This window comes from Candidatus Nitrosocosmicus franklandus (assembly GCF_900696045.1).
Taxonomy (GTDB): Archaea; Thermoproteota; Nitrososphaeria; order Nitrososphaerales; family Nitrososphaeraceae; genus Nitrosocosmicus; species Nitrosocosmicus franklandus_A.
The window spans coordinates 2,773,618-2,799,532 of the sequence record NZ_LR216287.1 but is presented as its reverse complement, the minus strand read 5'-3'; the positions used below and the strand labels follow the sequence as shown (position 1 = coordinate 2,799,532).

Sequence of the window (25,915 nt, the reverse complement as noted above, 5' to 3'; positions counted from 1 at the left end):
TTTACGTTTATAAATATAGTTAGTTGATTTAAGGTTATATGAGGTCTGGTGCAAAGAAAAAATGTATTAATCCTTCTTGTGGGATTGAATATTCAATTGATAATGATATATATCGCTGTTCTTGTGGATTTCTATTAGATGTTGTATACGACGAAATTCCCAACAAGAATCTTATAGAAACCTTCTACCAGAGACGGAATTACATGGGAAATATTTTCAACGAAAGTGGAGTCTGGAGATATCGTGAGTTATTGAATTTTGTTGGTATTGACACGGAAGATATCCACGAATGTTCCAAATTTTTAGTCTCACTAGACGGATCGGAAGGTAGATCATCACGACCTTATCAAATGAGTAAGGTTGCAAATTATGTAGATATCCAATCAGAAAATTTTTATCTTCAGCCTGAAGGTTACAATCCCAGTGGTTCCTTTAAGGATAACGGAATGGCCGCTGCAGTTACCCATGCAAAACTCCTGTCAGTTAAAAAAATAGTGTGTGCTTCTACGGGAAATACATCGGCTTCTGCTGCTATGTATGCTTCAAATGAAGATTTAGAATGTGACGTTTACATACCTCGAGGAGAAATAGCTCCAGGTAAGCTTGGTCAGGCATTTCAATTTGGTGCCCAAGTGATAGAAGTTGATGGGAATTTTGATGATGCGTTGTCACTGTCATTAATTAATGCTACGAAGGAAGGTGGCTATACGGTTAATTCTCTCAATCCATTTAGGATCGAGGGTCAAAAAACTATTGTTTTTAGAATTATGGAGCACCTAAATTGGAACCCTCCTGATTGGATTGTCTACCCTGGTGGTGCATTGGGTAATATATCAAGCTGTGGTAAGGCCTTAATGGAACTTTATAAATGGGGGTGGATTAAGAGAATTCCTCGTGTTTTGGTAGTCAACGCAAACGGTGCTGATACTTTTTATAGATTAGTTAATGGATTGTTTGATAACTCTAAACTTAGTTGGAATGGCGGTAAGATTGACACACAACTTATCGAAAGGTTTTATCGTTACCAGGATATCAACAAGATTTCACCTAAGACTTTGGCAACCGCAATTCAAATTGGAAAACCAGCTAACATCGCAAAAGCACTGAGGACCATTGATTTTACAAATGGCATAGTTGAATCAGTAGATGACATTGATATGCTCGATGGAATGGCTGTGGTCGGATTGAATGGATTTGACTGCGAAATGGCTTCAGGTTCTGTACCAGCGGGGATTAAGAAATTGCGTAAAAAAGAGATTATCAAAAAAGATGAAGTTGTTGTTGGGGTATTAACCGGAAGACAGAAAGACCCGTCGTTAGCTATTAACTATCATTTGAATAAATCTAATATGTTTGCTAAGCCACCTCGCGATCACTTAACTTGATTTTATCTTCATTTATTCCGAGTAAATATATTTTGAGGTGATTTCTGATTCAGTCTTTCAAGTGCGGTCAGAACTGCTCTTGATTTATCTTCTGTTTCTTGAAACTCTTTACTGGGTATAGAATCAATAACTATTCCGGCTCCTGACTGTGTAAACCCCTTCTTATTGTCCAAGAATGCTGATCTAATAGTGATTGCAAAATCGCAGCATCGATTAAAAGAAAAATATCCGATCGCACCAGCGTACGGTCCCCTGCTTTCTGGTTCTAGAATGCTTATTATTTCCATGGCCCTTATTTTTGGAGCTCCAGAAATTGTTCCTGCAGGAAATACTGCCTTAAATGCATCAAAAATATCATGATTACTGTCCAAAATCCCTATTACGTGAGAAACCATATGTTGTATATGGCTAAACCTCTTTACTTTCATTAGTTCGGGTGTTCTGACCGTTCCGAACCGGCATACTTTTCCCAAATCATTTCTGGCCAAGTCTACAAGCATTGTATGTTCGGCAACCTCCTTCTTATCACCTTCCATTTCTTTTCGATATTGATTGGTAATTCTGGGATCATTTGAAACTGGTCTTGAACCTGCTATTGGATATGTCTCGACATGTATGCCAGTAATTCTAATTAGCATTTCAGGGCTTGCTCCTAATAATATGTTTGAATTATCCTTAAAGTAGAACATATATGGAGAAGGATTGATGCTTCGTAATTGTTCATAGAAATCCAGTGAATCGCCATGGTACTCAAACGTAATTTTTTTTGACAGCACAGTTTGAAAGACATCTCCATTAAGGAGGTGTTTTTTTATTAGATTTACCTTTCTTTCAAAATCGCTTTTATTGATACTTCTCTTCAAATTTGAGTATGATGACTTACTCATATTGGTTTTTAATTCCGGAGTTTCGATTAATGTTTTAATTCTCTCAATTCGTGATTTATCGTAGTAAAAGTATTCCAATTTATTTTTCTGATGATCATAAACTATTCCATCCTCATACCAACCGAAGTGGCACAGAGGGTATTTCAAATCCTTCTTTATAGGTATATTTTCCCAAAATCTGATCGCTTCATAGCAAAAATAACCTACCAGACCTCCAACATATCTGTATTGTTTATTTTTGACAGAAGGAAAAAAACTTCTTATTGTTTCTAATGGATCTTTAATCCTTTGTCTATAAATTTCCTTTTGGTTGTAATATATACGCAAATTTCTCAAAGTACATTTAATAGAAAATTTTGGATCAAACCCTATGATAGATGATTCAACTAGTTCCTTTGGTCCGTCTAATGATTCAAATATGAAACAATTATCAAATTCCTTGCTTATTTTCTTGAATATACTAAAAGGTGGACTATTGGTATCCAACTCAAGAAATTTGGGTCCATTCTTTAAAACTAAAATTTTGTTTAACTTTTTATTTAAATCCATTGCCATTTAACGCAAATCCTCAAGGTCATCCTCATCAAAAGTTCCTTTGATTGATAAGGGTTTTCTTCCGATAAATCCTTCATCCTTTCGATGCCAAAATCTTATCTTATCTTCACCTAATTTCCAGCATAACCAAACCTCTTCATCAAATCTCTTGGCAGCAAAATCAATCAGACCTTCTTCAAAACTTTTTATTATTATTCCCATTTTTTCAATTTCTTCTATTTGCTGGTACATCTCAGTAATGGATTTATTCAATTGATTCTTAATTCTAAAAAACTTTTCATGACCTATATTTTCTTCAATAGCAAGGCTTAGCTCGGATTGTAATTCCAAAACTTTTTCACGTTGATTTAAAATACCAACCAATTTCGAACGTACTTGCGGTAAGATCGAGTTTGCCCTTGCCGGTGTGAAGAAATCAAACATTATTTAATTTGATTATGATGATATTATTTATTTATATGTAGCAGTAAGCTTTCATTTTCACTCGAAAATGAACCATAAATATGAGTAGTTTCAAATCTTTCTAGTGGAATTGATCAAGAACCGAACCTCACTTCTGCGATATCACAAGTCTAAAGCTCTAAGAGATTCGCTCAATGCACTTGAATTTGCCCTTAAAACTTGTAGTCCAGAAGTGCTTGTAAAGGATGCAGTGGAACTGAATAATGATATTAAGATTGGGGATATTGATGGAAAAAAACGTAGTTTTCCTTTACCAAAGACCAGGTCCATATTAGTCATAGCCGTAGGTAAGGCATCAGAAAAAATGATGAATGGGTTATTTAGTAAACTGCATGATAAGATATCTAAAGGAATATTAATTGTTCCTAAGGGATATGATATTAGTGAGCAGCAACAATCCTTTTTGCGGAATGTTACAGTAATACAATCATCGCATCCAATTCCCAATACAAGAAGTCTTTTTGCATCAAAATCTGTAGTTAGAGAATTGCAAAATTTAGATAATATTGATATGGTAATTTTTTTAATCTCTGGTGGCTCATCTTCGCTAATAGTTTCCCCTTTGCCGGGTTTGGCCCTTTCAGATAAGAGAGAAATTAATAGAATACTAATATCGTGCGGAGCTGATATCAATGAAATTAACATAGTCAGAAAACATTTATCACAAATCAAGGGAGGCAAAATACTCAGATTTCTTAATCCTAGAAGACAAGTTGTTAGCCTCATTTTATCTGATGTCGTAGGGGATGATTTAAGTACTATTGGGTCAGGTCTCACTTACTATGACAATTCCTCTTTTGGGGACGCAATATCTATACTTCGAAAATACTCTATTTTTGCGGAACAATCAGATTCGATTCCTAAAGTCTCGGATGTATTGAAAAGGGGCTTGGGAGACAATTCACTTGAAACAGTAAAATTAGATGAATTTCAAACTTTAAGTACTGATAACTTTCTTATCGGAAACAACTCAAACTTTTGTCAAAAGATAATTTCTCATCTAACCTCACTTGGATATGTAGTTGATTACAAAGGTTCCAATCTGAATATGAGTACGACTGAATTTTTAATGTTTGCCAAAGAGGCCGTGAACCATCTTAACAAAGACAAGACAGCTATAGTTGTTGGAGGCGAACTTACTACTGTAATAGACAAATCCAAAAAAGGAATCGGAGGTAGGAATCAGGAATCAATTTGCAAGATGATCAAATCCCTAGTTATACCAAAGGGCTCGGATTACTGTATCATCTGTTTTGGGACTGATGGAATTGATGGTAGTTCCAAATCTGCAGGCGGCTTCCTCTCACCATTCACACTAGAGTCTCTTAGGCTCAAAGGATTAGATGTTAATAGCTTTATAGAGTCTCATAATTCAAACTTAATACTTAAGGATTTACATTCTACAATTGAAACCGGGTACACAGGCACCAATTTTAATGATGTATATTTATTTGTAAAAAGATCTTAAGAGAAATGGTTTAAACAGTCCATCCTATAGGTATATCTTGGTATAGACCATTGGGTAGAATCCTTCTAATTGAGATCGGTAAACTTTTCTTATCAAGTTCATATCTGGCTATCATAATGGTGTCAGTTAGTTCCAATGGGATTTTCGTCAGAATAGGTGCCCCTAGTGATAGCTGTAAGGATCTTGCGCCAGTAATCCTTGCTTTTTCAAAACGTGTAAGCCTATTAGGACCAATTATTATCTCTTCGCTTTTAGAGTCAACCTCTCTTAATTTGAAATCTACATCTGCCTCGTAAGTCTTGTATTTTTTTGTTATATCTTCTTCTTCTTTAGTTTTAGATTCCAGTTGAATTTCGGTACTATCTACTCCTAGGCTATTTTCAGAATTATCCTCATTATTGTTTTTCTCAATATTATCACCTTTATTAGTACCTGATTTTTTTCTTATTCTCTTAATAGCCACTACTATCCAGAAAGATTTATCAATATAATTAAATGTTACTGAAAGTTCATATTTATAAACTTTTAATTATAATTTATGCCATCTAGTGTAGAAAGCGTTTCACGGATAAGGTTGCAAATACTAATTTGTGATGAAAAGGTACTTGATGCAGAGTTTATTAGACATTTGTCGCCTCTAACAATTAACAAATTACTAAAAAGGATGCCGATTTCAGGACTAATCTATAAGTATGATGATAAATTTATTTATGTAAAGACGGATCTAGATATCGGAATTGAAAAGCCTCGTGATTCCTTCAACAGAGGGGACATTGCATTTTCTCCTTCTGGAAATTTTATAACGATTTTTTTGAAGGATTATCTCGTTGGACAAAAATTCAGCTTACTAGGCAATATCACTTCAGCAAATATAGATCTCTTATTATATGCGAAGCCCGGAGATATTCTGACCATAAGAAAATTGGAAGAATAGTGCACTAAAAATCTACTATTTTATTTTTTGATAAATTCTATGTCCACTATAACCTCCAACCATTTTTACAATGTTTTTATTTTCTAAATTTCTTAAATAATTATTTGCGACTGAAATTTTTACTCCCAGTGATCGGGCTAAAGATTGTACTGTAATAGCTTTCATAGAATCTAATGTTTTGAGCCCCTGAGCGTCTTCTATCAATACAGATAACCTCTGTTTCTGTTGTGTCTTTGGGATTTTTTTTGTTTCTTCTTTTTTGTTTCCTTTATTTTCTTGCGATTTACTTGCGTTAGATTGGCTTGGCTTCTTTTTATTACCACCCATTATGGAACAAATATCTTGAATTTTGACATAATTTATACTTTTAAGGATGGCTTAACTTTAAGGACGATTTTAAAGCAAGTTAATATATCCTTACATCTGTTGCGGATGGTGACTTCAGTAACACCTGCAAGTCTAGATATATCCATCTGGAGAATGTTAATTCCAAGCAACACGGATGCCAAGTATATATATGCGGCTGCAATCCCATTAGGTGATTTTCCATCCGATAGCATGTGATTTTCAGTTTTCTTTGCTATATCTAATGCCAATCTCTCTATTTTTATATCAAATTTCGCAATATTGGCGAGTTTAGAAATATATTGATTAATACTAATCGATTGTAGGTTTGATATGCTATGGTTGGTTTTGATTGAACTGCGAGCTTGTACTGGTGCGACTATATAGTCTGTGATTTTGTTCTGTTGTTCTGGTTGATGTTGGCTCAAATGTTCCTCATTCTCACATACCATAACCATTGCTCGGTAATATTTTGAGGCAAGTTTTTGATTATCATTTGAATGTTCGATCGAATTACTGCAACGAACTATTTCGTTTAATGACCTCAGAACCCTGCAAACTTTACAAGCATAATAAACTGAAGCAGCTGCCATACAGGAAGTAGATTTTCCCTTGGTATCGCATTTACTTTCATAGTTTCGATATAATAATGCCGCCGTTTCACACACAACCTTTGGGACGGAAAGTAGCGAAGTGATTTCATTTATCCTACTTAGTACATTTGAAAGCCTTCTCTCCTTTGAACTGGAAATTCTAATTATACTGTTCCATTTTCTAAGACTGAGAATAGATTTTTTTGAATTTTCTTTAAAATGTTTCCCTGTATAATCTCTAAATTGATTATCAATTTCTGTATGAAGGCCAAAATCATGATAAGATATGCTATTAACACCGCTCGCACGAATATTTTTAGTCCTATTTGAAGAATCGTTTGAGAAAGAATCCTGACCAAAATCCTCGAGGTTATCCTGCAAAACATAACCACATATGCTGCAAATGAATTCTCCTTTTACAATATCTTGTATTATAGCTGAATCACATTCAGGGCAAGTATTTCTTAAGTCTAAATTATTGTACATTTTCTATCGCCTATTTCTTATTTCGTTTGAAGGAATTTCTGGATTTAGCTGATTTGAATTTGTTATCTATTGGATTTGTATATACTCTTATACCCACGGTCTTATTTCTGGGCTGAATAAATGGGGCTACTGACGCGTAAGGTGAACTCACTGGACCTATCAACTCTAATATTTTACCAATCTTCTTTTCATTATTATATACAATCAACCCAGGTTGTGGGTTTTTTCGGTTTTGATCTATTTTTACTATAAACCGGCCACTCTTAGAAAAATGAAGAATTTCTCCCAACAATTCCATAGTCAAATGATCAATATCACAATCACTTACAAATCATTCTGTCAAATAAAGCTATCAAATGAATCAATTAAATTTATTTAATAATTGAATACAGCAGGTCATGACGGGATTTGAACCCGCGACCTAAGGTTTACAAAACCTTCGCTCTGCCAGGCTGAGCTACATGACCATTTTTTAAGATCAGATGAAACCTTTACTTAAAAGCTTCTATATATATATTTGACTTTTTCGTTAGTAATTATATGATTTCCAGCCAAGAAAAACGCATTATTCAGGTAATAGTAACAATTAGTAACAAACCATTTCTCAATGACCCTGAGGGTGAAACTGTTCTCAAAGACTTAATTCTAAAGGAGGGTTACCAAGATATTCTTTCAGTACGATCAGCTAAATCTTTATCTATTAAGGTTTTGGCTCGCGACAATCAGGATGCGTTAGATAAGATAAAGCGTATGTGTGAAGATTTGCGAATCTATAATCCTATAGTTAGTACTTGTGAATTAACAATTGCGAACAAGTAGGCATTATTTTGCTAAATTTGTAGGAGAAAACCTTAATGGTCTGACAATGTCAAAATCATTGGAGTATGAAGGATTACGATAGTGTAATAATTTGGTTAGATTATTTTAACAAAAATTTGTCTCGGGAAAAAGGCAGAAAAGTATCTAGATCGTTTGCTGTTTATGATCCCCAGGTTTCGGAGCTAGTCAACGCGATCAAATCATTAGGTTACACTATTGACAAGGAGCATATCAACGATGGAGCTCGATTTCCGAAGAGAGCTCATATTAAATCTGGGTATGTGATGGTAGAAAAAAGGGGGTTAAATAAAAATGCATTGTTAAAGAGTATTTCTGAAAAAATAGTTTTAGATAGAACAAGATCAAGAACTAGGTAGAAGTTTATAAAACTCAAAATATAAATAATCAAGTTCCTTTAGATAAAATATACCTGATTTTTTCGATATGGTTAATAATTTAAGGAAATATGTAAGAAATTGATTCCCGAAAAGAAAGTTATAAGTAAGAAGAATGAAACGGATAGCAATCAAGTAGAAACACCTTCAAACTTGAGAAATGAAAAGACTTCATATGTAGCGGAGGAATCATTTGAAGAGCGGATATTAAAATCAATCCCCAAGGAAGCTCAAATCACAAGTATAAGGTTTGAAGCAGCAAATATTGCATTGTATACTAAAAATCCTAGGTTTGCACTTACTGAATTGACATTGCATTTATCGGCATTGTCGAAATCGATGAAAAAAAGGTTCATTATCAGAACTGACCCTTCGATTCGTTTTTCCGAGGATGAAACCAGGAACATTATAAACAGGATCTTGCCGAAGGAAGTAACAATATCTGTAATTTTTTGTGATGAGGCAACTGGAGAAGTAATCTTGGAAGTCAACAAACCTGAAGGTATTACATCTGACATTTTCCTTCAGATTGCAATAGATACAGGATGGATAGCCCATACTAGACGTTCTCCGCATATACCCTCAAACAGTATAAAAAATATCCATTCAGTTTTAAAAGGTTCTTCAAAAGAACGTATTAATTTCTACCAAAGCTTAGGTCGCAGAACATTTCGCCCCTCATTACTTTCCAGCCCGTTGATCCATAACAATAACGGTATACCTGGTAAGAATAATGAAATACAAGGGAGTGTTACTAACTATAAGGAGGATTCTAGCCTAGAAAAACCTCGTTATCATTACAACAACATCAAGGAAGTCTTAATTTACTGTTTGGGTGGTGTCAAACAAGTAGGCAGGTCTTGTTTTGTTGTCGTTACTCCTGAAAGCAAAATAATGCTCGATTGCGGCATTAACCCTGGTGAGAGTGTTTATTATAATGCCTACCCTAGATTAGATTGGTTTGATTTTAATTTAGATGAATTGGATGCCATTGTCATTAGCCATGCTCATATCGATCATCAGGGATTTCTTCCAACTCTATATAAGTTTGGATACAAGGGGCCAGTCTACTGTACGGAACCTACTTTACCACTGATGACATTGTTACAGATGGACTCTGTTAAAATAGCCCAAAATAATGGATCATACATCCCATACGAAGTGAGGGATGTAAACGAAATTATAAAGCACTGTATTCCTATTCCTTACGGGAAACCCACTGATATTTCACCAGATGTTACTATAACGTTGAACAATGCAGGTCATATAATGGGAAGTGCTACTGTCCATATTAATATTTCTGGAGCTCATAATATACTATATACAGGGGACTACAAGTATGCAAGAACCCAATTACTTGATGGAGCCTTGGCTAATTTTCCTCGAGTTGAAACGGTTATTACTGAAAGTACATACGGTGCGTCGAATGACATAATGCCAGATCAGTCAACTGTTTATGGACTATTTACAGAAAGTATAAACCAGACTTTGAAACAGGGGGGTAAAGTCCTTATCCCAGTTCCAGCTGTTGGAAGGGCTCAAGAAATAATGTTGGTGTTGGATAAAGAGATGCGTGAAGGTCGCCTGATCGAATCACCAATATTCATCGAAGGGATGATCTCTGAAGCTAGTGCAATTCATATGTCTTATGCACACTATTTAGGATACGAGGTTAGAAAATCAGTTTCTGAAGGGATAAACCCCTTTACTTCATCCTACTTTACTGTAATAAATGGATTAAGTAAGAGGGAAGAGGTATTTGCAGATGATTCGCCATCGATTATTATGGCTACGTCTGGGATGCTTGAAGGTGGACCATCAGTCGAATATTTTAAACAAATTTCTCCAGAACCTCAAAATAAGATTATTTTTGTTTCTTATCAAATAAACGGAACCTTGGGCAGGAGAGTGTTAGATGGATCAATTTCTGAAGCAAGTATGATTGACAAGAACGGAAAGGTTAAAGTAATACCAGTACGTTGCTCCAAGCAAAAAATAGATGGCTTTAGCGGTCATAGTGATTTCAATCAAATAATGAATTTTATCTCTAAGATTCGTCCTAAACGCGTCTTGGTAAATCATGGCGAAAAATCCAAATCCGAAAATGTTGCAAGTATGATATATTCTAGAATGAGAATACGTTCGAGCGTCCCTGATAACAGAGAGATAATCAAGTTAAAGTAATTCGATAGGTTTTTTCCTATGTATGGTGTTCTTAATGTTGAACTGAGTTGGCTATAAGATATAGATGTATGAATTGTAATATAGTTTTAAGTGGTGAAGGTGCTTCTCGCCATTATTTAGCTAATCCTAATCATAAATTAGAGAAATTACCTCCACCACCTAAGCCAGGTAAGTCTAGCACCTAGACAGTTTGAATAATTTATTCGCGTATGCTTTCTAGGGCCGAAACTACTTGCCACAAACTCGTTCTAATATGTGATTGCATCTGTGGATTTTGTGTTACACCATCTAACATACTGATAGCATTAGCTGCTCTAACAGAAACACTTCCACCTTTTTCATCTTTTAGGATTGTCAATACCTCTCGTATCATATTTCTAATGTTTCGTTGAATATTGACATTCTTGATCAGTGAATCTAGAGTTGAGATTGCATTGTTTAATCTTTCCATATTCTCTTTTTGTTTTAATTCTTTTTTTGTAACGGTCATATTGGATCACACATCCTAATTTTCACCTTATTCCTATTAATAGCTTTATTTATATGGTTCCCAAAAGCATATGTGAAAAATTTAATAACAAATCAAATTATACCCAATATGTCTTTAAAGGGAATCATCGATGAACAGGCTACTCTTAATCATGTTATTTTGGATAATTGGGTTTGTCGGTGGGGTCCTAATTTATTCGGTTCTGCCCGTTTTGATTAGTTTTTTCAGTACATTTATGCCTAACTTGTTTTCAAAATATTTTTTTGAGGCCCTTATTGCGGGCGTAATTGGATCGGGAATTAGCACGATCGCCATCTTGTTTTGGGCAAATAAATCTTCAAAGGAATTTTGACGCGACATAATTATATCACTTAACATAACGAGTATATTTGATACTGTATTGAATGAATTATACATCGCTTTTTTTGTTTCTCTGTTTGCTGGTACAATTGGCTCTATGGTTGGAGTGGGAGGTGGGGTGATTAACGGTCCATACCTAAGCTTCCTGAATTACATCCCTTCCCAGGTTTCGGCTACGAGCTTGATTGCAGTAGTCTCAACTAGTCTTTCCTCATCAATTAGGTATTTGCGTAGAGGGTTAATTCAAGTAAAAATAGGATTGATCTTATCTGTATTCTCTATACCTGGCTCTATTATAGGAGTCAACATTTCAAATAATTTTTCAATGGAGCAATTTAGGTATCTCTTTGGAATAATCTTACTCTGTACAGCAATTTATCTCTTAGTCAGGCGGAAACTATATGAAGATGACCATTCCGCATCAGATTCCTATTCCAAACCTGATCTTTCGGATACTCCAAGAATTAAGATTTTTTTTTTGATAATGCTATCTTTTATGGCGGGAATCATATCGAGTAGTTTTGGTGTTGGTGGTGGAATAATTTTTGTGCCGAGTTTAATTATGTTGATGAATTTTACAGTCAAAACTTCAACCGCCACATCACAATTTGCATTAATATTTACATCTCTTGCAGGATTGATCATCTTTGTGATGCAAGGCAAACCTGATTATCAAATGGGCTTTTTTCTCTCTATGGGAGGGGTAATAGGAGGAATCATAGGTAGTCAATTGTCATTTCGAATAAATTCTTTACATATTTTAAAATTGTTTAGTGGACTGTTGGTTATAGTTTCCTTAAAATTAATATATGATGGCATAAATCTACAAGACTGATTGTGATTTAGTACCAATTTGGTTGATTATAACAACTTACTATAATGTTGTAGTAACATTGTCGTATTTTTACAAGAAGCATTTCGAGAGAGAGGCATTATAATTTCGTCATAATGGTATTAATGATTGATTAATTAGTGTGATTTATCTTATAATTATATGGAGTGATAAACCTAGCAATACTAATTTCTGGAAGAGGAAGCAATATGAAATCATTACTTCAAGCGATCAGAAGTGGTGAGGTCAAGGGAGTCAAGAGTGTATTGGTAGTTTCAAATAACCCAGATGCAATTGGATTGGAAATTGCGAAAAAGGAATTTGGTGTTAAGACATCTGTAGTTGAACCTGATATTCGCGAAGGTTCGTTTGAAAAACGGCTAATATCAGAACTAGAGAAAAATGATGTTTATGCGCATAATGGTGTTATTTGTCTAGCTGGGTTTATGCGGATCTTAGGTCCGGATTTTGTGAATCGTTACAGGAATAAGATATTGAATATTCATCCATCTTTGCTCCCGGCTTTTAAGGGATTAAATGCACAAAAACAAGCTCTCCTGGCCGGGGTTAAAGTAACTGGGTGCACAGTGCACATGGTCGATAACGGCGTGGATTCTGGTCCCATAATTTTGCAAAAATGTGTTCCAGTATACGATGAGGACACCGAAGAGTCTTTATCTGAAAGAATATTGATTGAGGAACATCAGATATATGTAAAAGCTTTAAGCCTTTTCATTTCTAATAAGCTCTTATTAAAAGATAATAGAATAGTTCAGATTAGAGAGTAAATTAGCCTCTTATTTTCTTATCCATCTCCAGTAAAAATCTAGAAATTTCTTCCTTATTTGAGTTGAGATACTCTTGTCCTTTTTCCCGCAGCCTGCTGCCATATAATCTTAATTCTCTGTGTTCTTCAAAGAAATTATCCAGAATTAGTGTACCGTGTAATATGGGGTTTAAAAGTTGGTCTATGTTTTGCATTAACTTCTTGATGTCGCCTCTATCGGATGCTTCGGAGGCTTCGTAGAGAATTTTACTAATGTCTTTTAACTGCTGAGAAGAGATGAATACTTCTTTCTTTCCTTCAAAGTGTTTTGAAGGTGATGATCCAGTCTTTCTTTTTTCTACTCCGATTTTAGAAATTAACTCTTGTGTAAGTTCGTACTGTTCATCTTTTCCAGTAAAAGTCTTTTTAGTATGTTTGATTAGCAGGCCCTTATTTGCTAGTCGTGTTGTAGCATCTTGAATTTCAATCCTATCTAGACCAGTTATCCATAATATCTTTCCCAAATGGTCATTACCTTGTCTTATCGATTCTAAAATTACCACTTCTATAATCCTTTTATAATCTTCTTCCATTCGTGCACTCAGGAAATCCCTATCTTTAACGGCCTTCTTTGCATTTGATATGTCTAACTCAATGGATTTCTTTAATGCATCCATACCCTCAGATATCTGCTTGTTTAAAGTTAAATAACAGGCATAATTATACCACACCATTGCATCATTAGGATTAATATCTAATGCTTTCTGACAGCATTCTATTGCCTTTTCGTATTCTTTTAATTTATAGTACACTAGTCCCTTTAAGTTCCACACTCCGGCATTGTTTACATCAATTTCTAGAACCTGATCAAATAATGAAATTGCCTGATTATATTGATTTAAATGAAAATGGGAATATCCTTTTTTAATCAAGGAATCTACAAAATATGGATCTATTCTTAGGGAGAGATCAAAGCATCTGATAGCGTCTTCAAATTTTTCCTCTGACATCTTGTTGACACCCTTGTTATACAAATTAACTTTCTTAATATCATCTTCAGTAATTCTGTACCCGCTGGGAGAAAGGGAAGATTTTGAATTGTTTCTATCCGACAAAAGTTTCTTCCCAAAAATCTTTTCCATTATAAATATTAGGACTGACCACGAATAAATATATTCTTTTTTAGTTTGTAAGTAGTGCTATCCTGTCGTTGCAAAAAGATACTAAAAGGTAGGTATGCTGGTATTGGTTATCTTAGCTACGATTCCTGTAAACGCAAAATTAACTATCAGAAACCATCCCCATAAAAATACCTGACCTGGAACCTTGCATGGTCCTTGCTTAAGTTCTGTACTTGTGCTGTTTGTTGTTTGAACCGGAGTATCAATCTTGACGTTTTCATCTGAGCATGTTAGATATGGAATTGCAATTGGGGACAGCGCAACTGTTTGACCAAAAATGGCTGGGAATACAAATATCCATAACATAAAGGACGGGACCATGTACAACATCATAGGTCTCATTTGCTGTTGCTGCATTTCCATACTCATCTTTTGCATTTGGGATTGTTTTTTCTTTAGTTCGTCTATTTGCTGTTTGTCCCTTTTCTTGATTGCTTCTGTATATTTTTTTCTCCATTCACCGGTTTCTTTCATGACAGATTTCATTTTTTCTATGTTTGTTGTTTTTCTCCTTAAAAGAGCCATACCTAAGTTTAAACCAATTGCAATAATAGCTGCTACGACTGCGGAAGTAAACATGTCTGGAAATATGGGATTTTGAGTGTAATGTGGAGTAAAGCCGGGAAATTGTAGAATTACCCGCTCAGACAGGCTATACAGATCTATCAAACTATTGGGGAGTGATTTTTTGAGATTTATTAATCTTTTTCCTGTTGAGTTACTCTACATTCTGCTAAGGGTTGAGATGCCAATTATTTCCATACAATGTTCAAAAACAATCATACTACATTGCATAATTTTTAATCTTGCCTTAGCCAAATTTGCGTTGGATTCGCTAATGATTGGCGAGCTTTCATAAAAATTGTTAAACAAAGTGGCAAGTTGATAGAGGTATTTTGCCATAATTTTGGGATTCGCCTTCTCAGACGATTCAGACAGTTTAATAGTATATTTGCATAAATGTTTGATAAGATCAATTTCCACTTTTGAAAATTCAATAGCTGATAGGTTGGTAATCGTCTCAAAAAATTCTATTGACTTTTGTTTAGTATTTAATTTATCTTCAATTTTTTTGCCTCTTGCATAAGCATATTGTATATATGGCGCAGTATCTCCTTCAAGACTTAATGAATCATTTATATCAAAGTTAATGATTTTTCCAAAGTCGAATTTAATAAAATAATATCGAATTGCTGATATGGCTATTTCCCGTGAAATACGAGACAATTCCTCTTGAGGCATACCAGGATTTCTTTTTTCCGTTTCACTTCTTGCCCTTTCCTCTAAAATTGCTAATGCAAGGTCTGCTTCAACAAATATTCCTTTTCTTCCTGACATTTGTACCGCCTTGTTATCAATAGTTTCAATGCCTAGCATAGCCATGGTGTTCCCACTTAAAATTACAGGCTCGTATCCAAGGTATTCATACTTTGATGAAGATGTCCCAATCTTAGCTAATATCTCAATCATCAAAGTCTGTAATCTTTCTTGTCTTGAATCGATAACTGTAATAACTCTGCTAATATTGTTAAAATTTATTGGAAATTCATTGTTAATTTTCAGCTTTGGTTTTCCATTATCATCAATGTTCTGGTCTTGCAATGTGGTTGAATATAAATATGTGTTATCCCATTGCTTTGCAAAGATCTTACATCCAAATGGATTTTTCAAAAAACCAAGTTTCCACACTGCATACGGAATATCTTTTGCAAAATAAGTAAGAGTTGAGTCACTCCTAATTATAACCTTATCGCCTTCTTTAGGCGAGCTGTATATCCAACACCCTTTATTCTTCCCCTCTGTTTCATACCTCACTATTTTTTTGTCTTTCAAGGTTTTAAACAATAGATGCCAAAGGTTGGATTGTATGATCTGAGATTCAAAATTAAGTAAATCATAATGGATTCTAAAATTCCATGTTGTCTTTAGTTGATCAATAAGAACCTTACTTACTATCTGATTTGTGAAACTCGATATTTCTGATAAGGGGTTTTCGAGTTCTCGCATCACTTGTGCTCTATATGCAATAAGCTCAGGTCTTTGTTTGTAAAGCTCGTTAATCTTGACATAAACTTCATTCCCACAATATTGATCAAACTTTGAGTAATTTGCAGATCCTGATTTCCATTCTTCCAGGGACATCCCAGCATATTTAAAACCAACTATAATGTCAGCTACTTGGAGTCCTGAATCGTCCACATAATTTAGAACTTTCACTTCTTTTCTGACTTTTTTAAATATCCTGTATAAACAATCTCCAATTATAGCGTTCCTCAGGTGGCCTACATGTAAGGACTTATTTGGGTTTACGCTTGTGTGTTCAATAATTATGGTATCATTATTATTTAAATCACGAGTCTTGGGAGTAACAATCATTGTTTTCTGATTGGTGTTTTGTAAGAATTCCAATAAGAATATGTCCTTATTTAGGGTAAAATTGATGAAGCCTGGTTTTTCAAAACTTGCAATTTCGATGTATCTCCTGCTTTTCCATTTACTGCTTAACTTTAGTTTGTTTTTCACAATCTCCTCGGCGATTGATAGGGGGGGTTTTCGAACAATTTTTGCTAACTGAAAGCAAATATTCGTGGAAAAGTCCCCAAATTCGGGTATTGGCGGTTCATTGATGTCGTAATCGATCTTAATACTCCCAAGCTCGAAAAATGTCAAAACTTCATTTATAACTGCACCAATTTCTTCAATTATTTCTTCCAAAATCATATGATTTCACAATAAGATTTTTGTTCCATTATCCAGTCTATAGCGTTTATCAATCCATCACCGTTCTCACCTTTTACTACTCTAGTTGCTGTATTACGTACTTCTTTGGTTGAGCTTTCAAAGGTTATACTATATTTGGTTCTATTGAACATTGGAATATCTGTTGTGCTGTCTCCGATACTGACTATTTCGTCATAACCTATATCAAGGGCTTTCATTAAGGAATCTAATCCAAATCCTTTGTTAATTTTAGTTTCATTAATATGGTATGCATAATTACTATCTACTAGTATCAAATCTTGTCCCTTTTCTTTGAATACTCGATTCCCTTCATCCAAGTTAAATGTTCTGTCTACTACTACTTCGCTCATTCTTGGGAAGACCGATTTTTCATTAACATGGGTTAATTCACATCTTAATATCTCGTAGCCTTTTCTACACTTATCTATATCGGCAAGAATCTTGTGAGAATTTGGTGCAGTACTAATTACTCCACCGTTTTCTCCAATGGTTATTTGTGTCGTTCCGCCAAATATCGCTAAAGCCAATGCCTCGATTGAAGAGCGACCCGTGACAAACACAACTTGATAACCTAATCTTGCTAAATATCTTAACTTTGATAAGGCATTTAGGTTTACCATTCCATTGCCATTCAAAGTTATAGTTCCATCAATATCCACTGCAAACCATTTAACATTTTTCAAATAAAACTAATTAAACAATTAACATACATAAAAATCTAGATTTGGACTAACACAACATGATGTATAAGTAATTTCCACACCGAAACACATGTGTAATTCACAATTTATTTTACACAAACAGATTAATTTGTATTCATAGGTCTGTGATCGATGTTTAGTTGTAAAATTGGACAATTAAGTATTTTTCCGTTGGTAATACCATAGAATCTATTATCCGAAAACTTCCATCAAAAAGATTGTAATGTTAAATTAGCGTCAGAGGATTCCAGTCAGATCGGAGAGATGGGTGGCAAATAGAAGTAAAAGGTTACGTACATGCATTATATGTTTATCTTTATCTTGTTTTATATAACTATGGCTCTTAATTACTCAGTAATACATATATTAAATAATCTATGACTAGAATTGGAATAGATTGAGTTTAGAAGTTGTGCTATTAGAAGATAACAATAACGTACTGTTGAAACGTCGAGAGATAAAATCAATAATCAAGAATGCGATAGGGTCCATACGCAAAGATGAAGCGGCAAATTTAATAGCTGAGAAATTGCATATTACGAAGCAAAATTTGATACCGATAGCATTAAGAAGTGAATATGGCAATCCTGATGTACTAGCATTAATGTATTATTATGATGATATTGAGGATGCAAAAAAACAGTTGCCACGATATCGATTTTTGAGAATAATGAGCAAAGAAGAGCGTAAGAAAATTCTAGATGATGAAAAAGCAGCCAAACTTAAAGCAAAACAAGCTGCTGCAGCCGACGCAAAATCAAAAAAGAAGTAAAATTCTGGCATTTATGAAGATCTGAACGAATATGGGTAAAGAATCTAATACAAAAAATAGCATTTCGAAATTCTACAAGATCAGTGGTGATAAGGTTGAAAGAATTAGGAGAGAATGCCCACGATGTGGCAAGGGTGTATTTATGGCAGTGCATAAGGATAGATTAACTTGTGGGAAGTGTAGTTATACGGAATTTCAGAAGGATCAAACCAAGAAATCCAAATAATAGAGTAAAGTTAGATAATAACATCTACACATATCTTATAGTAAATTCAATTATCTCCATTCCAACAATTTGATCTTTAACTGTTCTGCTATGGGTGTATTTACAATCGCTTGAAATGGTAAGCTAGTATAGTTATCTGCTATCATAATGTGCTTTATGGGAAGCTTCTTTTCTATCCAGTTTGTCTTGGTTTTCTTGTCTAACCTAGGATCTATCAAACCGTGGTTAAATTTCGTATTCAGCATTCTCTTTAATGATCGATCGTCTTTAAATACTAAATTGTAATCAATAGTTTTTTCGTTATCTGCGAATCTCATTTCAAAACCTGTCTGTGGAATATGGTCGGAACTAATATCTAAATTAATAATTTTTCTTATTAGATCTAAATAATGTGTAAATTCGTGAGCCATCACTGCATGAATAGTTCCTTTCAATCCGTAAAGGATCAAGGGCAATGAGATTTGAATAATTATTCGTATCTGGTTCTGTCTTGTACAAACGGGTATAGTTCTAGCATATAATACACTGTATTGGTCAAATTCCATCTCAGAAGAACTTAAGGTCAAAGCTGGTTCTACATAATAATCCGGATATTCCAAACGAGTAATTTTCTCAATTCTTCCCACCGCATCTTCAACTATTTTAATTCTTTTCATACACTCGCTGTAAAATTTCTTATCTAATGTTCCTTCGCAAATATATTTTTCAAGTAAGGTGAACGGATTGATCCTTTTCATACGTACTCTTATATATTTAACCTATGTGAATTCTATAATATCAAAGTATATGCACTCACACCTCATATTCAGAACCTCTGAGATACAAGGCTCAATGGGATCTTTTCCACCTATAAATTGCTTTATTGGGACACCATTATCCATATTCAATAATAATTCTACATCTTTATCTCTTATAGAAATGATTTTTGCTTCATATATTCTACGGGTAACCGTCTTATTTTTTACCCTGAACCGCACATCCCCAACCAAACCGCTTACTTTTTCTGCCAGATCAGTAGTATCATCTATTTTTTTTTCAAGTTTTAGTAATATCCTAACTAGTTGTTTATACCTATGAATACTTACAACACCTTTGTGACCGATTCTTTCAAATTCTATTTCAATGCCGTTACTAGTAAAAATATCTTTATAATTCTTATTTGAACAATAGCTATTGCTATTTGACTTTATTAGAAAGGGCCGTCCTTTGCCCATAACAAGACTATTTTTATCCTCTCCCCCTGTCCAACTAATTTTTAATGAATTTATATTGTAGGTCTGACTCATTATATCTTTAATAAATGATTCAATACTTTGGTTACGACATTTGTACTCTTTCTCATCAAATACCGAATTTGCAGTGTTCTCTCCTTTAGTTCTATTTTTTTGTGGAATCCCCCTCCTAAATTTTCGATATCTACCCAACCAATAAAATTCCTTATTTATTGAATTAATAGAATATGAGAGATCACCTTGTACAACAAGTTCAAATTTAACTTCAGGGTTAACATGATCTATTTTACAACCTGTATGATTTTCGATCATTTTTCTTATAAGCGAATTGATTTCATATTTTATGTTAGGTTTTCCACGAATTTGAAACATGGACCTAAGGAAATCCTCATTTTCATAAAATTGATAATTCAAAATAGTTCCAATTTCTATATTTGGTCGATAATCCGTAAATTCGGATAGTTGGGATTTAATATTATCTATAATTTTCGGGAATTTTTCATGGAAAAAATTCTTGCATATAAAACAAATTCCTCTAGATGCTGATTGAACGTGGATATTAGTGAAATGTCTCGCTACTGAATGATTTTTTTTTCCGAAATTCCTTTTGTAACAATATTTGCAGAGATTAATTTCAAAAATGCAATTAGATTCTATTTTTTTCTTCCTTTCTCTTATTATACTTAGGTGTCTATCCGAGACCAAATCTTCTCATAAGTCCTTGCATTTGCCGACCCTTTGCTTGTTTCATCATTGTCTTAGAGTTATTGTATTGCTTAATCAATTCTTTGACGTCGTGTTCCATCACGCCAGCTCCTCTAGCTATTCTTTTTCTTCTAGACTCATGAATAATATCTGGATTTTTTTTTTCCTCAGTTGTGAAGGATTGAATAATGTAACGCCATTTTTCCATTTTTTGCTGCAAAACATCAAGATGATCGTCCTTGACAAAGTTTGATAGTCCCGGCAAATTCTCTATTACGTTTCGAAATCCCATCTTTCCCATGTTTTCCATTTGTGAATAAAAATCCTCAATTGTCATCTTTCCACTCATAAGCCTTTTAGCTTGATTCTCGTCTGACTGAATTTCGAGGCTCCTTGCCATTTCTAGCAGCGCCTTAATGTCTCCCATGCCAAGTAATCTCCCAACAAAACTTGTAGGAGAAAATTGTTCTAGATCATCGATTCTTTCACCTGTTCCTATAAACAAAACTTTGGCGCCAGTAGCAGCTGATGCTGCTAGTGCTCCTCCACCTTTTGCTGTTCCGTCTAGTTTCGTTATAATTATGCCACTAATTTTTGCATTCTCGTGGAAGATTCTTGCCTGATTATAGGCTTGTTGTCCGATAGTTCCATCAATGACTAGGAAAACCTGATCTGGAGTAACTATGGAATACATTGATTTCATTTCATCTAACAAACCTTGCTCTTCTTTATGTCTGCCTGCTGTATCGATAATTACTATGTCTACAGGCTCAGATTCAAAGTACTTTAATCCATTCTTAACAATTTCTAATGCATTGCTATTATTCTCTTCCCCATAAACCTGGGTATTTATTTTACTGCAATTCATCTTGAGTTGAGTCAATGCTCCCGGTCGCCAAGTATCTGCTCCAATAACTCCCACCCTATATCCATGTTTCGAAAGCCATCTTGCTAGCTTTGCAACAACAGTGGTTTTTCCACTCCCTTGAATTCCAAGCATCAGTATGGTATTTTTTTTATCTGGGTGAAATGCAATTAAATTCTCTTCTATTTTTTTCTTATCAATAGTGCGGATTACTTCTCCACTATAGCCCAGCAGGCTTGAGAGTTCTCCATACAGAATTGTAATAATATGATCTTTTCTTGACAATCCTTTAGGGGGTGTTTCAACAAGTGCCCTCTCTTTCAAATTCTTTGTTATCTGTAGAACCAATCTTACATTTACATCAGCTGCAAGTAGAGCACGTTGCAAATCCTTACATAATTCATCGATTAATTCTTCATTTACGTCTGAAGCTCCAACTATTTTTTTCAGGGCTGAGCGTAAATTGTCCTTTAGGCTATCAAGCATATAGTATCTACTTTTCTATTAGATCAACTTCTGCTATTTCAAATATTCCCCTCAACCCGTCCCATTCGACAGTACTTTGTTTTACAACGACTTTCTTCTTGTATATTGGACTATTCAAAACTAGCGTTTCAGCCTCTCCACCCTCAAAAGTTAGATTGAATCCAAACTTTTCACTTAATTTTTTCAATTTAAGATAGTTCGAACGATCGATTGTTTTTCCTAACCAACTCTTATCTAATCCTGATGCAGCTACCCTGGTAATAATAATCTCGAATCCCTGATCAAGTAATTGATTGAAATAAAAATCACTCTCAATCTGCCAAATTGGGGATAATACAGTCAAATTAATCTCTCTGCAGATTTTGTGAATTATGTCGTATTGAAATTTGCTACTAATACAACCATTGCTGATGGCGGTGATGGGATAGGAGGAACTGGCTATTGCTATAGCTCTTTGTAATTGTTCATATTCAGAATCTTTATCAGGAGAACTGCACTGCAATTGGACTACGGGAACGTCGAAAACCTTTGTAATTTTTCTTAGTATTTTTGTACAGGGATAATGAAAAAGCATACTTTCATCATTAGCTGGTTGCATTACTATCAAACAGGTCAAATTATGCCCCTGTCGTACCAATTCGCTTATAGCAAATGTGCTATCTTTTCCTCCAGAAAATAGTGCTGCAAAATTCATTATTCGCTACCTGATTCCGGAAAACTAATAGTATTTATAATAGATTCCTCTTTTTGGATTTATGCTTGGATTCAATTCTGAAATCGCGGCAGGGCTATCAGTATTTATACTAGGTCTTTTGTTTTTCATTGCTGGATTGCTAAACTCAGTATGGGCTACAATATTCATCGTTGACTATATTATCATGGCTATAGGATTGGCCACGATAGGTATAGGCGTATGGACAGCTATGTATGAAAAAAAGCATAGTTTGCATAGCACTGAGCATCATCATTAATCTTTACATTAAATTATTCATCCATGTAATAGATCAAATTATCTCTAAATTCTTCCTGCGAACCTAATTTTATCAGCGTTTCTCTTAGTCTATCGGGATTTGGTGCTTCTCCGCTTACATTTCCCTGCAAGATTAGTGTCATATTGATCTCAGAATCCAATACGTCATGTAACTCTTGGTTTACTGTAGTTACATAGGGTCTTAAAGCTCCTCTGAAAACTTCTGATCTGGCTCTTACACTTCCAGATATTTTTTTTCCAATTGGAGCACTCGGTCCGATGATAATAACGTTACCTTTAGAGTTTTTGAAAAGCTTAGGGTTGTCAAGGGCTTCATGGGAAGTCATCGATAACACTGATTCTCTAGTAATCAAATGAGGGATGTAAATAAACTGTTCTACCAGTCGGTTCCATTTATCTGCACTAAGGGATACAAAATCGCTTTCATAATCATAAGATCCGGTAAAATGAAAAGTTGTATCCACCCTTCCATATCGCGAATTGATTGTATTAAATACCTTCAGCACAGTGTCCTCATTAGAAAGATCTAGGTTGTGATGATGAAAATCTTCAAATAACTTTTCCGAAAGTTCTGCATGTTCGTTTTTATCAGTTAAAATTATCAACTGTTTGGTGTTTAATTTTCCTATCGCCGTAGCAAGTTCTTTAATATCTCTTAGTTGTTCATCGGCTGTGGCTGTTGTTGTAATTAGAATTACCTTATTTTCCAACGTCTTGGTGGGATCATAGCTTAGCTTTCTCTCGATAATCGGTTTTACAGGATAAAAAACTCTATCATTTGGAATCACTTTTCCATTTAGAAGTTTTCCATTTCTTTCGTCCGAGAGAGTAAATACCATATGTGCAACATCATCTTGTGATAAGAACTCGTTGTCAACAATCATCTTCTTAGTGTTACTTTGGACCTTTTCTGCTATTTCTTGAATTTTTTGCAATAGTTCCTTTAACAATTTTTGAGCTTCGTCTACATTCAAGTTCGGGTCTTGTTCTACTAGTCCCTTTGCCACTTCCTTTGTTTGGGATTGTATTGTTTCAGCATCTTCACCAAGATATGGGAGTAGTGATGATGTGACTTCTTCAACCTGTTTATTTGTCAGCCCAGCAAAGCCCCCTATTCTCAGGAATTCAGCCGCAGCCTTTGGGTAGACCGTCTTGTAAATTCGATCCGAATGAACCGGACCTGGGTTTGTTGCTATTGCATGTATTTCCTGCTGCACTAGCTCCCATGCAAAGCACTCAGAGAGTCTATTTTTAGCACCCTGAGCCGCAGTATAAGGGGTCCTGAATCTATATGGTCTCTGATCGAATTTGTTCTCTTCCGTAAAAAAAGTAGATATTGTAATAATTTTGCCAGACTTTGACAGAACATCTAACCCTTTAATACTCGTCCAAAACGTACCACTTAGATGGATAGAGACGCAATCTTTAAATTCTTTGTAACTTGAATTAGTAAAAACCTTTACTGGACCAGATACTCCAGCGTTGTTGACTATAACATCAATATGTCCAAATTCCCTTTTGATTTCGTTATACATGGTGACAAGTCCATCCAAGTCTGAGACATCGACCCCTGGAAAGTAAGTTACTCTGGAGTTCAATCTATTATCACTTATAATTCTATTAAGTATTGCAGCTGCCTCAATCAAGGGTTCTTTCCTTCTTCCCAAAATTATGATATTATATCCTGCTTTTGCAAATTTTTTTGCTACAGCTAGTCCGATTCCGGTTCCGCTTCCCGTAACCAGTACAGTTTTACTAATTTCATTCATGTTGATAATAACTGTGACTTAAATATTATTATTATTTGTTTATTGGTAATAATATTGGATAATTTTGTGATTTGTTATGGTAAACACAATACGTTTCTCTTCGCACAATAAAACTTTAAAATAAGTTGTATTTCTCTGTTAATATAGAAATGGGCGATTATGGATTGATCAATAGATTTGCCTCTTTGGGGGAAGTAATTATATGAAAATTAAATTTGGACTTACTTTTGGACTAAATGTTGCAAGGTTGGGCTTGGATGAGACACAAGTAATTACAGCTGCGCAAATTGCAGATCGAACAAACTTTGACTCTGTATGGGCAATGGATCATACCAATGTACCGCAGTGGAAAAACGCCGTAGTAAATGACGCTTGGTTAATATTAACTGCAATCGGTGCGGTAACAAACAAGGTAGAATTAGGCACTTGCGTAACAGATGCAATAAGGAGGCATCCTTCTACTATTGCATTGTCTACTGTAACACTGGACCGTATAACAAAAGGTAGAGGAATTTTGGGGATTGGAGCAGGCGAAGCTCAGAACGTTGTTGACTTTGGTATTGAATTCAGTAAGCCTGTTACCAAATTTAAGGAGCAACTTGAAGTAATTGAAAAGTTGTTTGATTCTAGTCCTGATAATCGAGTTAATTATGAGGGAAAATACTATCGACTCATTGAAGCTTGTTTGCAGGCAAAACCTGTAAGAAAGCCTAGACCGCCTGTTTATATAGCAGCGGGTGCTCCAAAGACATTGGAATTGTGTGCTACATATGGCGATGGATGGATCCCGATAGGTTACACACCTGCACTCTTCGAAAATCATGCAAACATCATTAAAGATCATGCAAAGAGACTCGGTCGTGATATATCAAATTTCGAGTTTGCCAATGATGTAGATGTTTATTTTACCGAAGATGGTGAAGCAGCTTGGGAAAAGATGAAAAATGCCGTCAAAGTAAGTCTATATAAACCGGAACTTTTGAAAGTACACAATATACAACAAGACTCCGAGTTTGATTTTAGGAGGTATTTTACAGAATATGCCATGAACAAGCCTGAACTTATGGAACAGATGAAAAAAGCATCATTGCAAATACCAGACGATGTTGCACGCACTGCGATCGGAGTAGGAAGCCCTGACGATGTAATTGAAATGCTGGAGCGATTCATAAAAGCAGGAACTAATCATTTCATAATTAGATTCTGGGGTGATGGATTATACAAGAATATAGAGACATTCGGTAATAAAGTTATACCATACTTTGATAGTTTACAAAAATAATA

At 34.8% G+C, this 25,915-nt stretch carries 29 protein-coding genes and 1 tRNA gene; 12 read left to right on the top strand and 18 right to left on the bottom strand.

Annotation, left to right across the window (positions count from 1 at the left end):
- The first annotated feature begins 38 nt into the window (after nt 1–38).
- Complete coding sequence (locus tag NFRAN_RS13140) at nt 39–1,385, top strand: threonine synthase (RefSeq protein ID WP_134485438.1); 1,347 nt, start codon at nt 39–41, stop codon at nt 1,383–1,385.
- 8 nt (nt 1,386–1,393) lie between these two features.
- Here NFRAN_RS13140 and NFRAN_RS13135 read toward each other — a convergent pair whose 3' ends face one another.
- Both NFRAN_RS13135 and NFRAN_RS13130 read right to left on the bottom strand, forming a co-directional pair.
- Nucleotides 1,394–2,827 (bottom strand): anthranilate synthase component I family protein, encoded by a 1,434-nt coding sequence (locus NFRAN_RS13135; protein ID WP_232038040.1) that lies wholly within the window; start codon nt 2,825–2,827, stop codon nt 1,394–1,396.
- Nucleotides 2,828–3,250, bottom strand: a complete 423-nt coding sequence (locus NFRAN_RS13130) for a DUF2203 domain-containing protein (protein WP_134485436.1) — start codon at nt 3,248–3,250, stop codon at nt 2,828–2,830.
- 109 nt (nt 3,251–3,359) lie between these two features.
- Between NFRAN_RS13130 and NFRAN_RS13125 the strand changes: the two genes are divergently transcribed.
- Nucleotides 3,360–4,757: a glycerate kinase type-2 family protein gene (locus NFRAN_RS13125; RefSeq protein WP_172602361.1), complete on the top strand. Its 1,398-nt coding sequence runs from the start codon at nt 3,360–3,362 to the stop codon at nt 4,755–4,757.
- A 10-nt stretch (nt 4,758–4,767) separates the two neighbouring features.
- On the opposite strand, the gene NFRAN_RS13120 is transcribed toward NFRAN_RS13125, so the two are convergent.
- Nucleotides 4,768–5,220 (bottom strand): DNA-directed RNA polymerase subunit K, encoded by a 453-nt coding sequence (locus NFRAN_RS13120; protein WP_197731197.1) that lies wholly within the window; start codon nt 5,218–5,220, stop codon nt 4,768–4,770.
- A 75-nt stretch (nt 5,221–5,295) separates the two neighbouring features.
- On the opposite strand from NFRAN_RS13120, the gene NFRAN_RS13115 reads away from it, so the two are divergent.
- Complete coding sequence (locus NFRAN_RS13115; RefSeq protein ID WP_134485432.1) at nt 5,296–5,691, top strand: cyclophilin-like family protein; 396 nt, start codon at nt 5,296–5,298, stop codon at nt 5,689–5,691.
- A 15-nt stretch (nt 5,692–5,706) separates the two neighbouring features.
- On the opposite strand, the gene NFRAN_RS13110 is transcribed toward NFRAN_RS13115, so the two are convergent.
- From NFRAN_RS13110 to NFRAN_RS13095, 4 genes are all read right to left on the bottom strand, one after another.
- Nucleotides 5,707–6,018, bottom strand: a complete 312-nt coding sequence (locus NFRAN_RS13110) for a MarR family transcriptional regulator (RefSeq protein ID WP_134485430.1) — start codon at nt 6,016–6,018, stop codon at nt 5,707–5,709.
- A gap of 32 nt (nt 6,019–6,050) precedes the next feature.
- Nucleotides 6,051–7,115: a transcription initiation factor IIB gene (locus NFRAN_RS13105; RefSeq protein ID WP_134485428.1), complete on the bottom strand. Its 1,065-nt coding sequence runs from the start codon at nt 7,113–7,115 to the stop codon at nt 6,051–6,053.
- Nucleotides 7,116–7,125: 10 nt separating this feature from the next.
- Entirely contained in the window at nt 7,126–7,419 is a 294-nt protein-coding gene (locus NFRAN_RS13100) for an H/ACA ribonucleoprotein complex subunit GAR1 (protein ID WP_172602360.1), read from the bottom strand.
- Between the two features lie 89 nt (nt 7,420–7,508).
- A tRNA-Thr gene (locus tag NFRAN_RS13095) sits at nt 7,509–7,582 on the bottom strand.
- A 73-nt stretch (nt 7,583–7,655) separates the two neighbouring features.
- On the opposite strand from NFRAN_RS13095, the gene NFRAN_RS13090 reads away from it, so the two are divergent.
- The 3 genes from NFRAN_RS13090 (at nt 7,656) to NFRAN_RS13080 (ending at nt 10,513) form a co-directional block, all read left to right on the top strand.
- Nucleotides 7,656–7,934 (top strand): phosphoribosylformylglycinamidine synthase subunit PurS, encoded by a 279-nt coding sequence (locus NFRAN_RS13090; RefSeq protein WP_134485424.1) that lies wholly within the window; start codon nt 7,656–7,658, stop codon nt 7,932–7,934.
- 65 nt (nt 7,935–7,999) lie between these two features.
- Nucleotides 8,000–8,311 (top strand): signal recognition particle subunit SRP19/SEC65 family protein, encoded by a 312-nt coding sequence (locus NFRAN_RS13085; protein WP_134485422.1) that lies wholly within the window; start codon nt 8,000–8,002, stop codon nt 8,309–8,311.
- Nucleotides 8,312–8,410: 99 nt separating this feature from the next.
- Complete coding sequence (locus tag NFRAN_RS13080) at nt 8,411–10,513, top strand: beta-CASP ribonuclease aCPSF1 (protein ID WP_232038038.1); 2,103 nt, start codon at nt 8,411–8,413, stop codon at nt 10,511–10,513.
- A gap of 199 nt (nt 10,514–10,712) precedes the next feature.
- Here NFRAN_RS13080 and NFRAN_RS13075 read toward each other — a convergent pair whose 3' ends face one another.
- Nucleotides 10,713–11,003, bottom strand: coding sequence for a UPF0147 family protein (locus tag NFRAN_RS13075; RefSeq protein ID WP_134485418.1), 291 nt, complete (start codon nt 11,001–11,003; stop codon nt 10,713–10,715).
- Nucleotides 11,004–11,195: 192 nt separating this feature from the next.
- Nucleotides 11,196–11,363: a hypothetical protein gene (locus tag NFRAN_RS14065; protein ID WP_172602359.1), complete on the bottom strand. Its 168-nt coding sequence runs from the start codon at nt 11,361–11,363 to the stop codon at nt 11,196–11,198.
- A 40-nt stretch (nt 11,364–11,403) separates the two neighbouring features.
- Between NFRAN_RS14065 and NFRAN_RS13070 the strand changes: the two genes are divergently transcribed.
- Both NFRAN_RS13070 and purN read left to right on the top strand, forming a co-directional pair.
- Complete coding sequence (locus NFRAN_RS13070; RefSeq protein ID WP_134485416.1) at nt 11,404–12,198, top strand: sulfite exporter TauE/SafE family protein; 795 nt, start codon at nt 11,404–11,406, stop codon at nt 12,196–12,198.
- 164 nt (nt 12,199–12,362) lie between these two features.
- Complete coding sequence (gene purN / locus NFRAN_RS13065) at nt 12,363–12,983, top strand: phosphoribosylglycinamide formyltransferase (protein WP_134485414.1); 621 nt, start codon at nt 12,363–12,365, stop codon at nt 12,981–12,983.
- 1 nt (nt 12,984) lies between these two features.
- On the opposite strand, the gene NFRAN_RS13060 is transcribed toward purN, so the two are convergent.
- The 4 genes from NFRAN_RS13060 to NFRAN_RS13045 form a co-directional block, all read right to left on the bottom strand.
- Nucleotides 12,985–14,076, bottom strand: coding sequence for a tetratricopeptide repeat protein (locus tag NFRAN_RS13060; protein WP_172602358.1), 1,092 nt, complete (start codon nt 14,074–14,076; stop codon nt 12,985–12,987).
- Between the two features lie 108 nt (nt 14,077–14,184).
- Nucleotides 14,185–14,811: an EMC3/TMCO1 family protein gene (locus NFRAN_RS13055; RefSeq protein ID WP_134485411.1), complete on the bottom strand. Its 627-nt coding sequence runs from the start codon at nt 14,809–14,811 to the stop codon at nt 14,185–14,187.
- 54 nt (nt 14,812–14,865) lie between these two features.
- A complete protein-coding gene (gene argS / locus NFRAN_RS13050; RefSeq protein WP_134485409.1) occupies nt 14,866–16,863 on the bottom strand; it encodes an arginine--tRNA ligase in 1,998 nt (665 codons plus the stop codon).
- The gene (locus NFRAN_RS13045; protein ID WP_134485407.1) at nt 16,860–17,567 is read right to left on the bottom strand and encodes a phosphoglycolate phosphatase; all 708 of its coding nucleotides are present in this window, start codon (nt 17,565–17,567) and stop codon (nt 16,860–16,862) included. Before NFRAN_RS13045 ends, argS begins: the two co-directional genes overlap by 4 nt.
- A gap of 415 nt (nt 17,568–17,982) precedes the next feature.
- On the opposite strand from NFRAN_RS13045, the gene NFRAN_RS13040 reads away from it, so the two are divergent.
- Together NFRAN_RS13040 and NFRAN_RS13035 are read left to right on the top strand one after the other, a co-directional pair.
- Nucleotides 17,983–18,357, top strand: a complete 375-nt coding sequence (locus tag NFRAN_RS13040) for a hypothetical protein (protein WP_134485405.1) — start codon at nt 17,983–17,985, stop codon at nt 18,355–18,357.
- 31 nt (nt 18,358–18,388) lie between these two features.
- Complete coding sequence (locus tag NFRAN_RS13035; protein WP_134485403.1) at nt 18,389–18,583, top strand: 30S ribosomal protein S27ae; 195 nt, start codon at nt 18,389–18,391, stop codon at nt 18,581–18,583.
- A gap of 50 nt (nt 18,584–18,633) precedes the next feature.
- On the opposite strand, the gene NFRAN_RS13030 is transcribed toward NFRAN_RS13035, so the two are convergent.
- The 4 genes from NFRAN_RS13030 to NFRAN_RS13015 form a co-directional block, all read right to left on the bottom strand.
- On the bottom strand, nt 18,634–19,320 hold the full coding sequence (locus tag NFRAN_RS13030) for a hypothetical protein (RefSeq protein ID WP_134485401.1): 687 nt from the start codon (nt 19,318–19,320) through the stop codon (nt 18,634–18,636).
- Between the two features lie 21 nt (nt 19,321–19,341).
- Nucleotides 19,342–20,229: a hypothetical protein gene (locus tag NFRAN_RS13025; protein ID WP_134485399.1), complete on the bottom strand. Its 888-nt coding sequence runs from the start codon at nt 20,227–20,229 to the stop codon at nt 19,342–19,344.
- A 277-nt stretch (nt 20,230–20,506) separates the two neighbouring features.
- Nucleotides 20,507–21,871, bottom strand: coding sequence for a signal recognition particle receptor subunit alpha (locus NFRAN_RS13020; protein WP_134485398.1), 1,365 nt, complete (start codon nt 21,869–21,871; stop codon nt 20,507–20,509).
- A gap of 7 nt (nt 21,872–21,878) precedes the next feature.
- A complete protein-coding gene (locus NFRAN_RS13015; RefSeq protein ID WP_134485397.1) occupies nt 21,879–22,565 on the bottom strand; it encodes a diphthine--ammonia ligase in 687 nt (228 codons plus the stop codon).
- A gap of 61 nt (nt 22,566–22,626) precedes the next feature.
- Between NFRAN_RS13015 and NFRAN_RS13010 the strand changes: the two genes are divergently transcribed.
- The gene (locus tag NFRAN_RS13010) at nt 22,627–22,842 is read left to right on the top strand and encodes a hypothetical protein (protein WP_134485395.1); all 216 of its coding nucleotides are present in this window, start codon (nt 22,627–22,629) and stop codon (nt 22,840–22,842) included.
- 13 nt (nt 22,843–22,855) lie between these two features.
- On the opposite strand, the gene NFRAN_RS13005 is transcribed toward NFRAN_RS13010, so the two are convergent.
- On the bottom strand, nt 22,856–24,631 hold the full coding sequence (locus NFRAN_RS13005) for an SDR family NAD(P)-dependent oxidoreductase (RefSeq protein ID WP_134485393.1): 1,776 nt from the start codon (nt 24,629–24,631) through the stop codon (nt 22,856–22,858).
- A gap of 202 nt (nt 24,632–24,833) precedes the next feature.
- On the opposite strand from NFRAN_RS13005, the gene NFRAN_RS13000 reads away from it, so the two are divergent.
- Nucleotides 24,834–25,913, top strand: a complete 1,080-nt coding sequence (locus NFRAN_RS13000; protein ID WP_134485392.1) for an LLM class flavin-dependent oxidoreductase — start codon at nt 24,834–24,836, stop codon at nt 25,911–25,913.
- Nucleotides 25,914–25,915 lie beyond the last annotated feature (2 nt).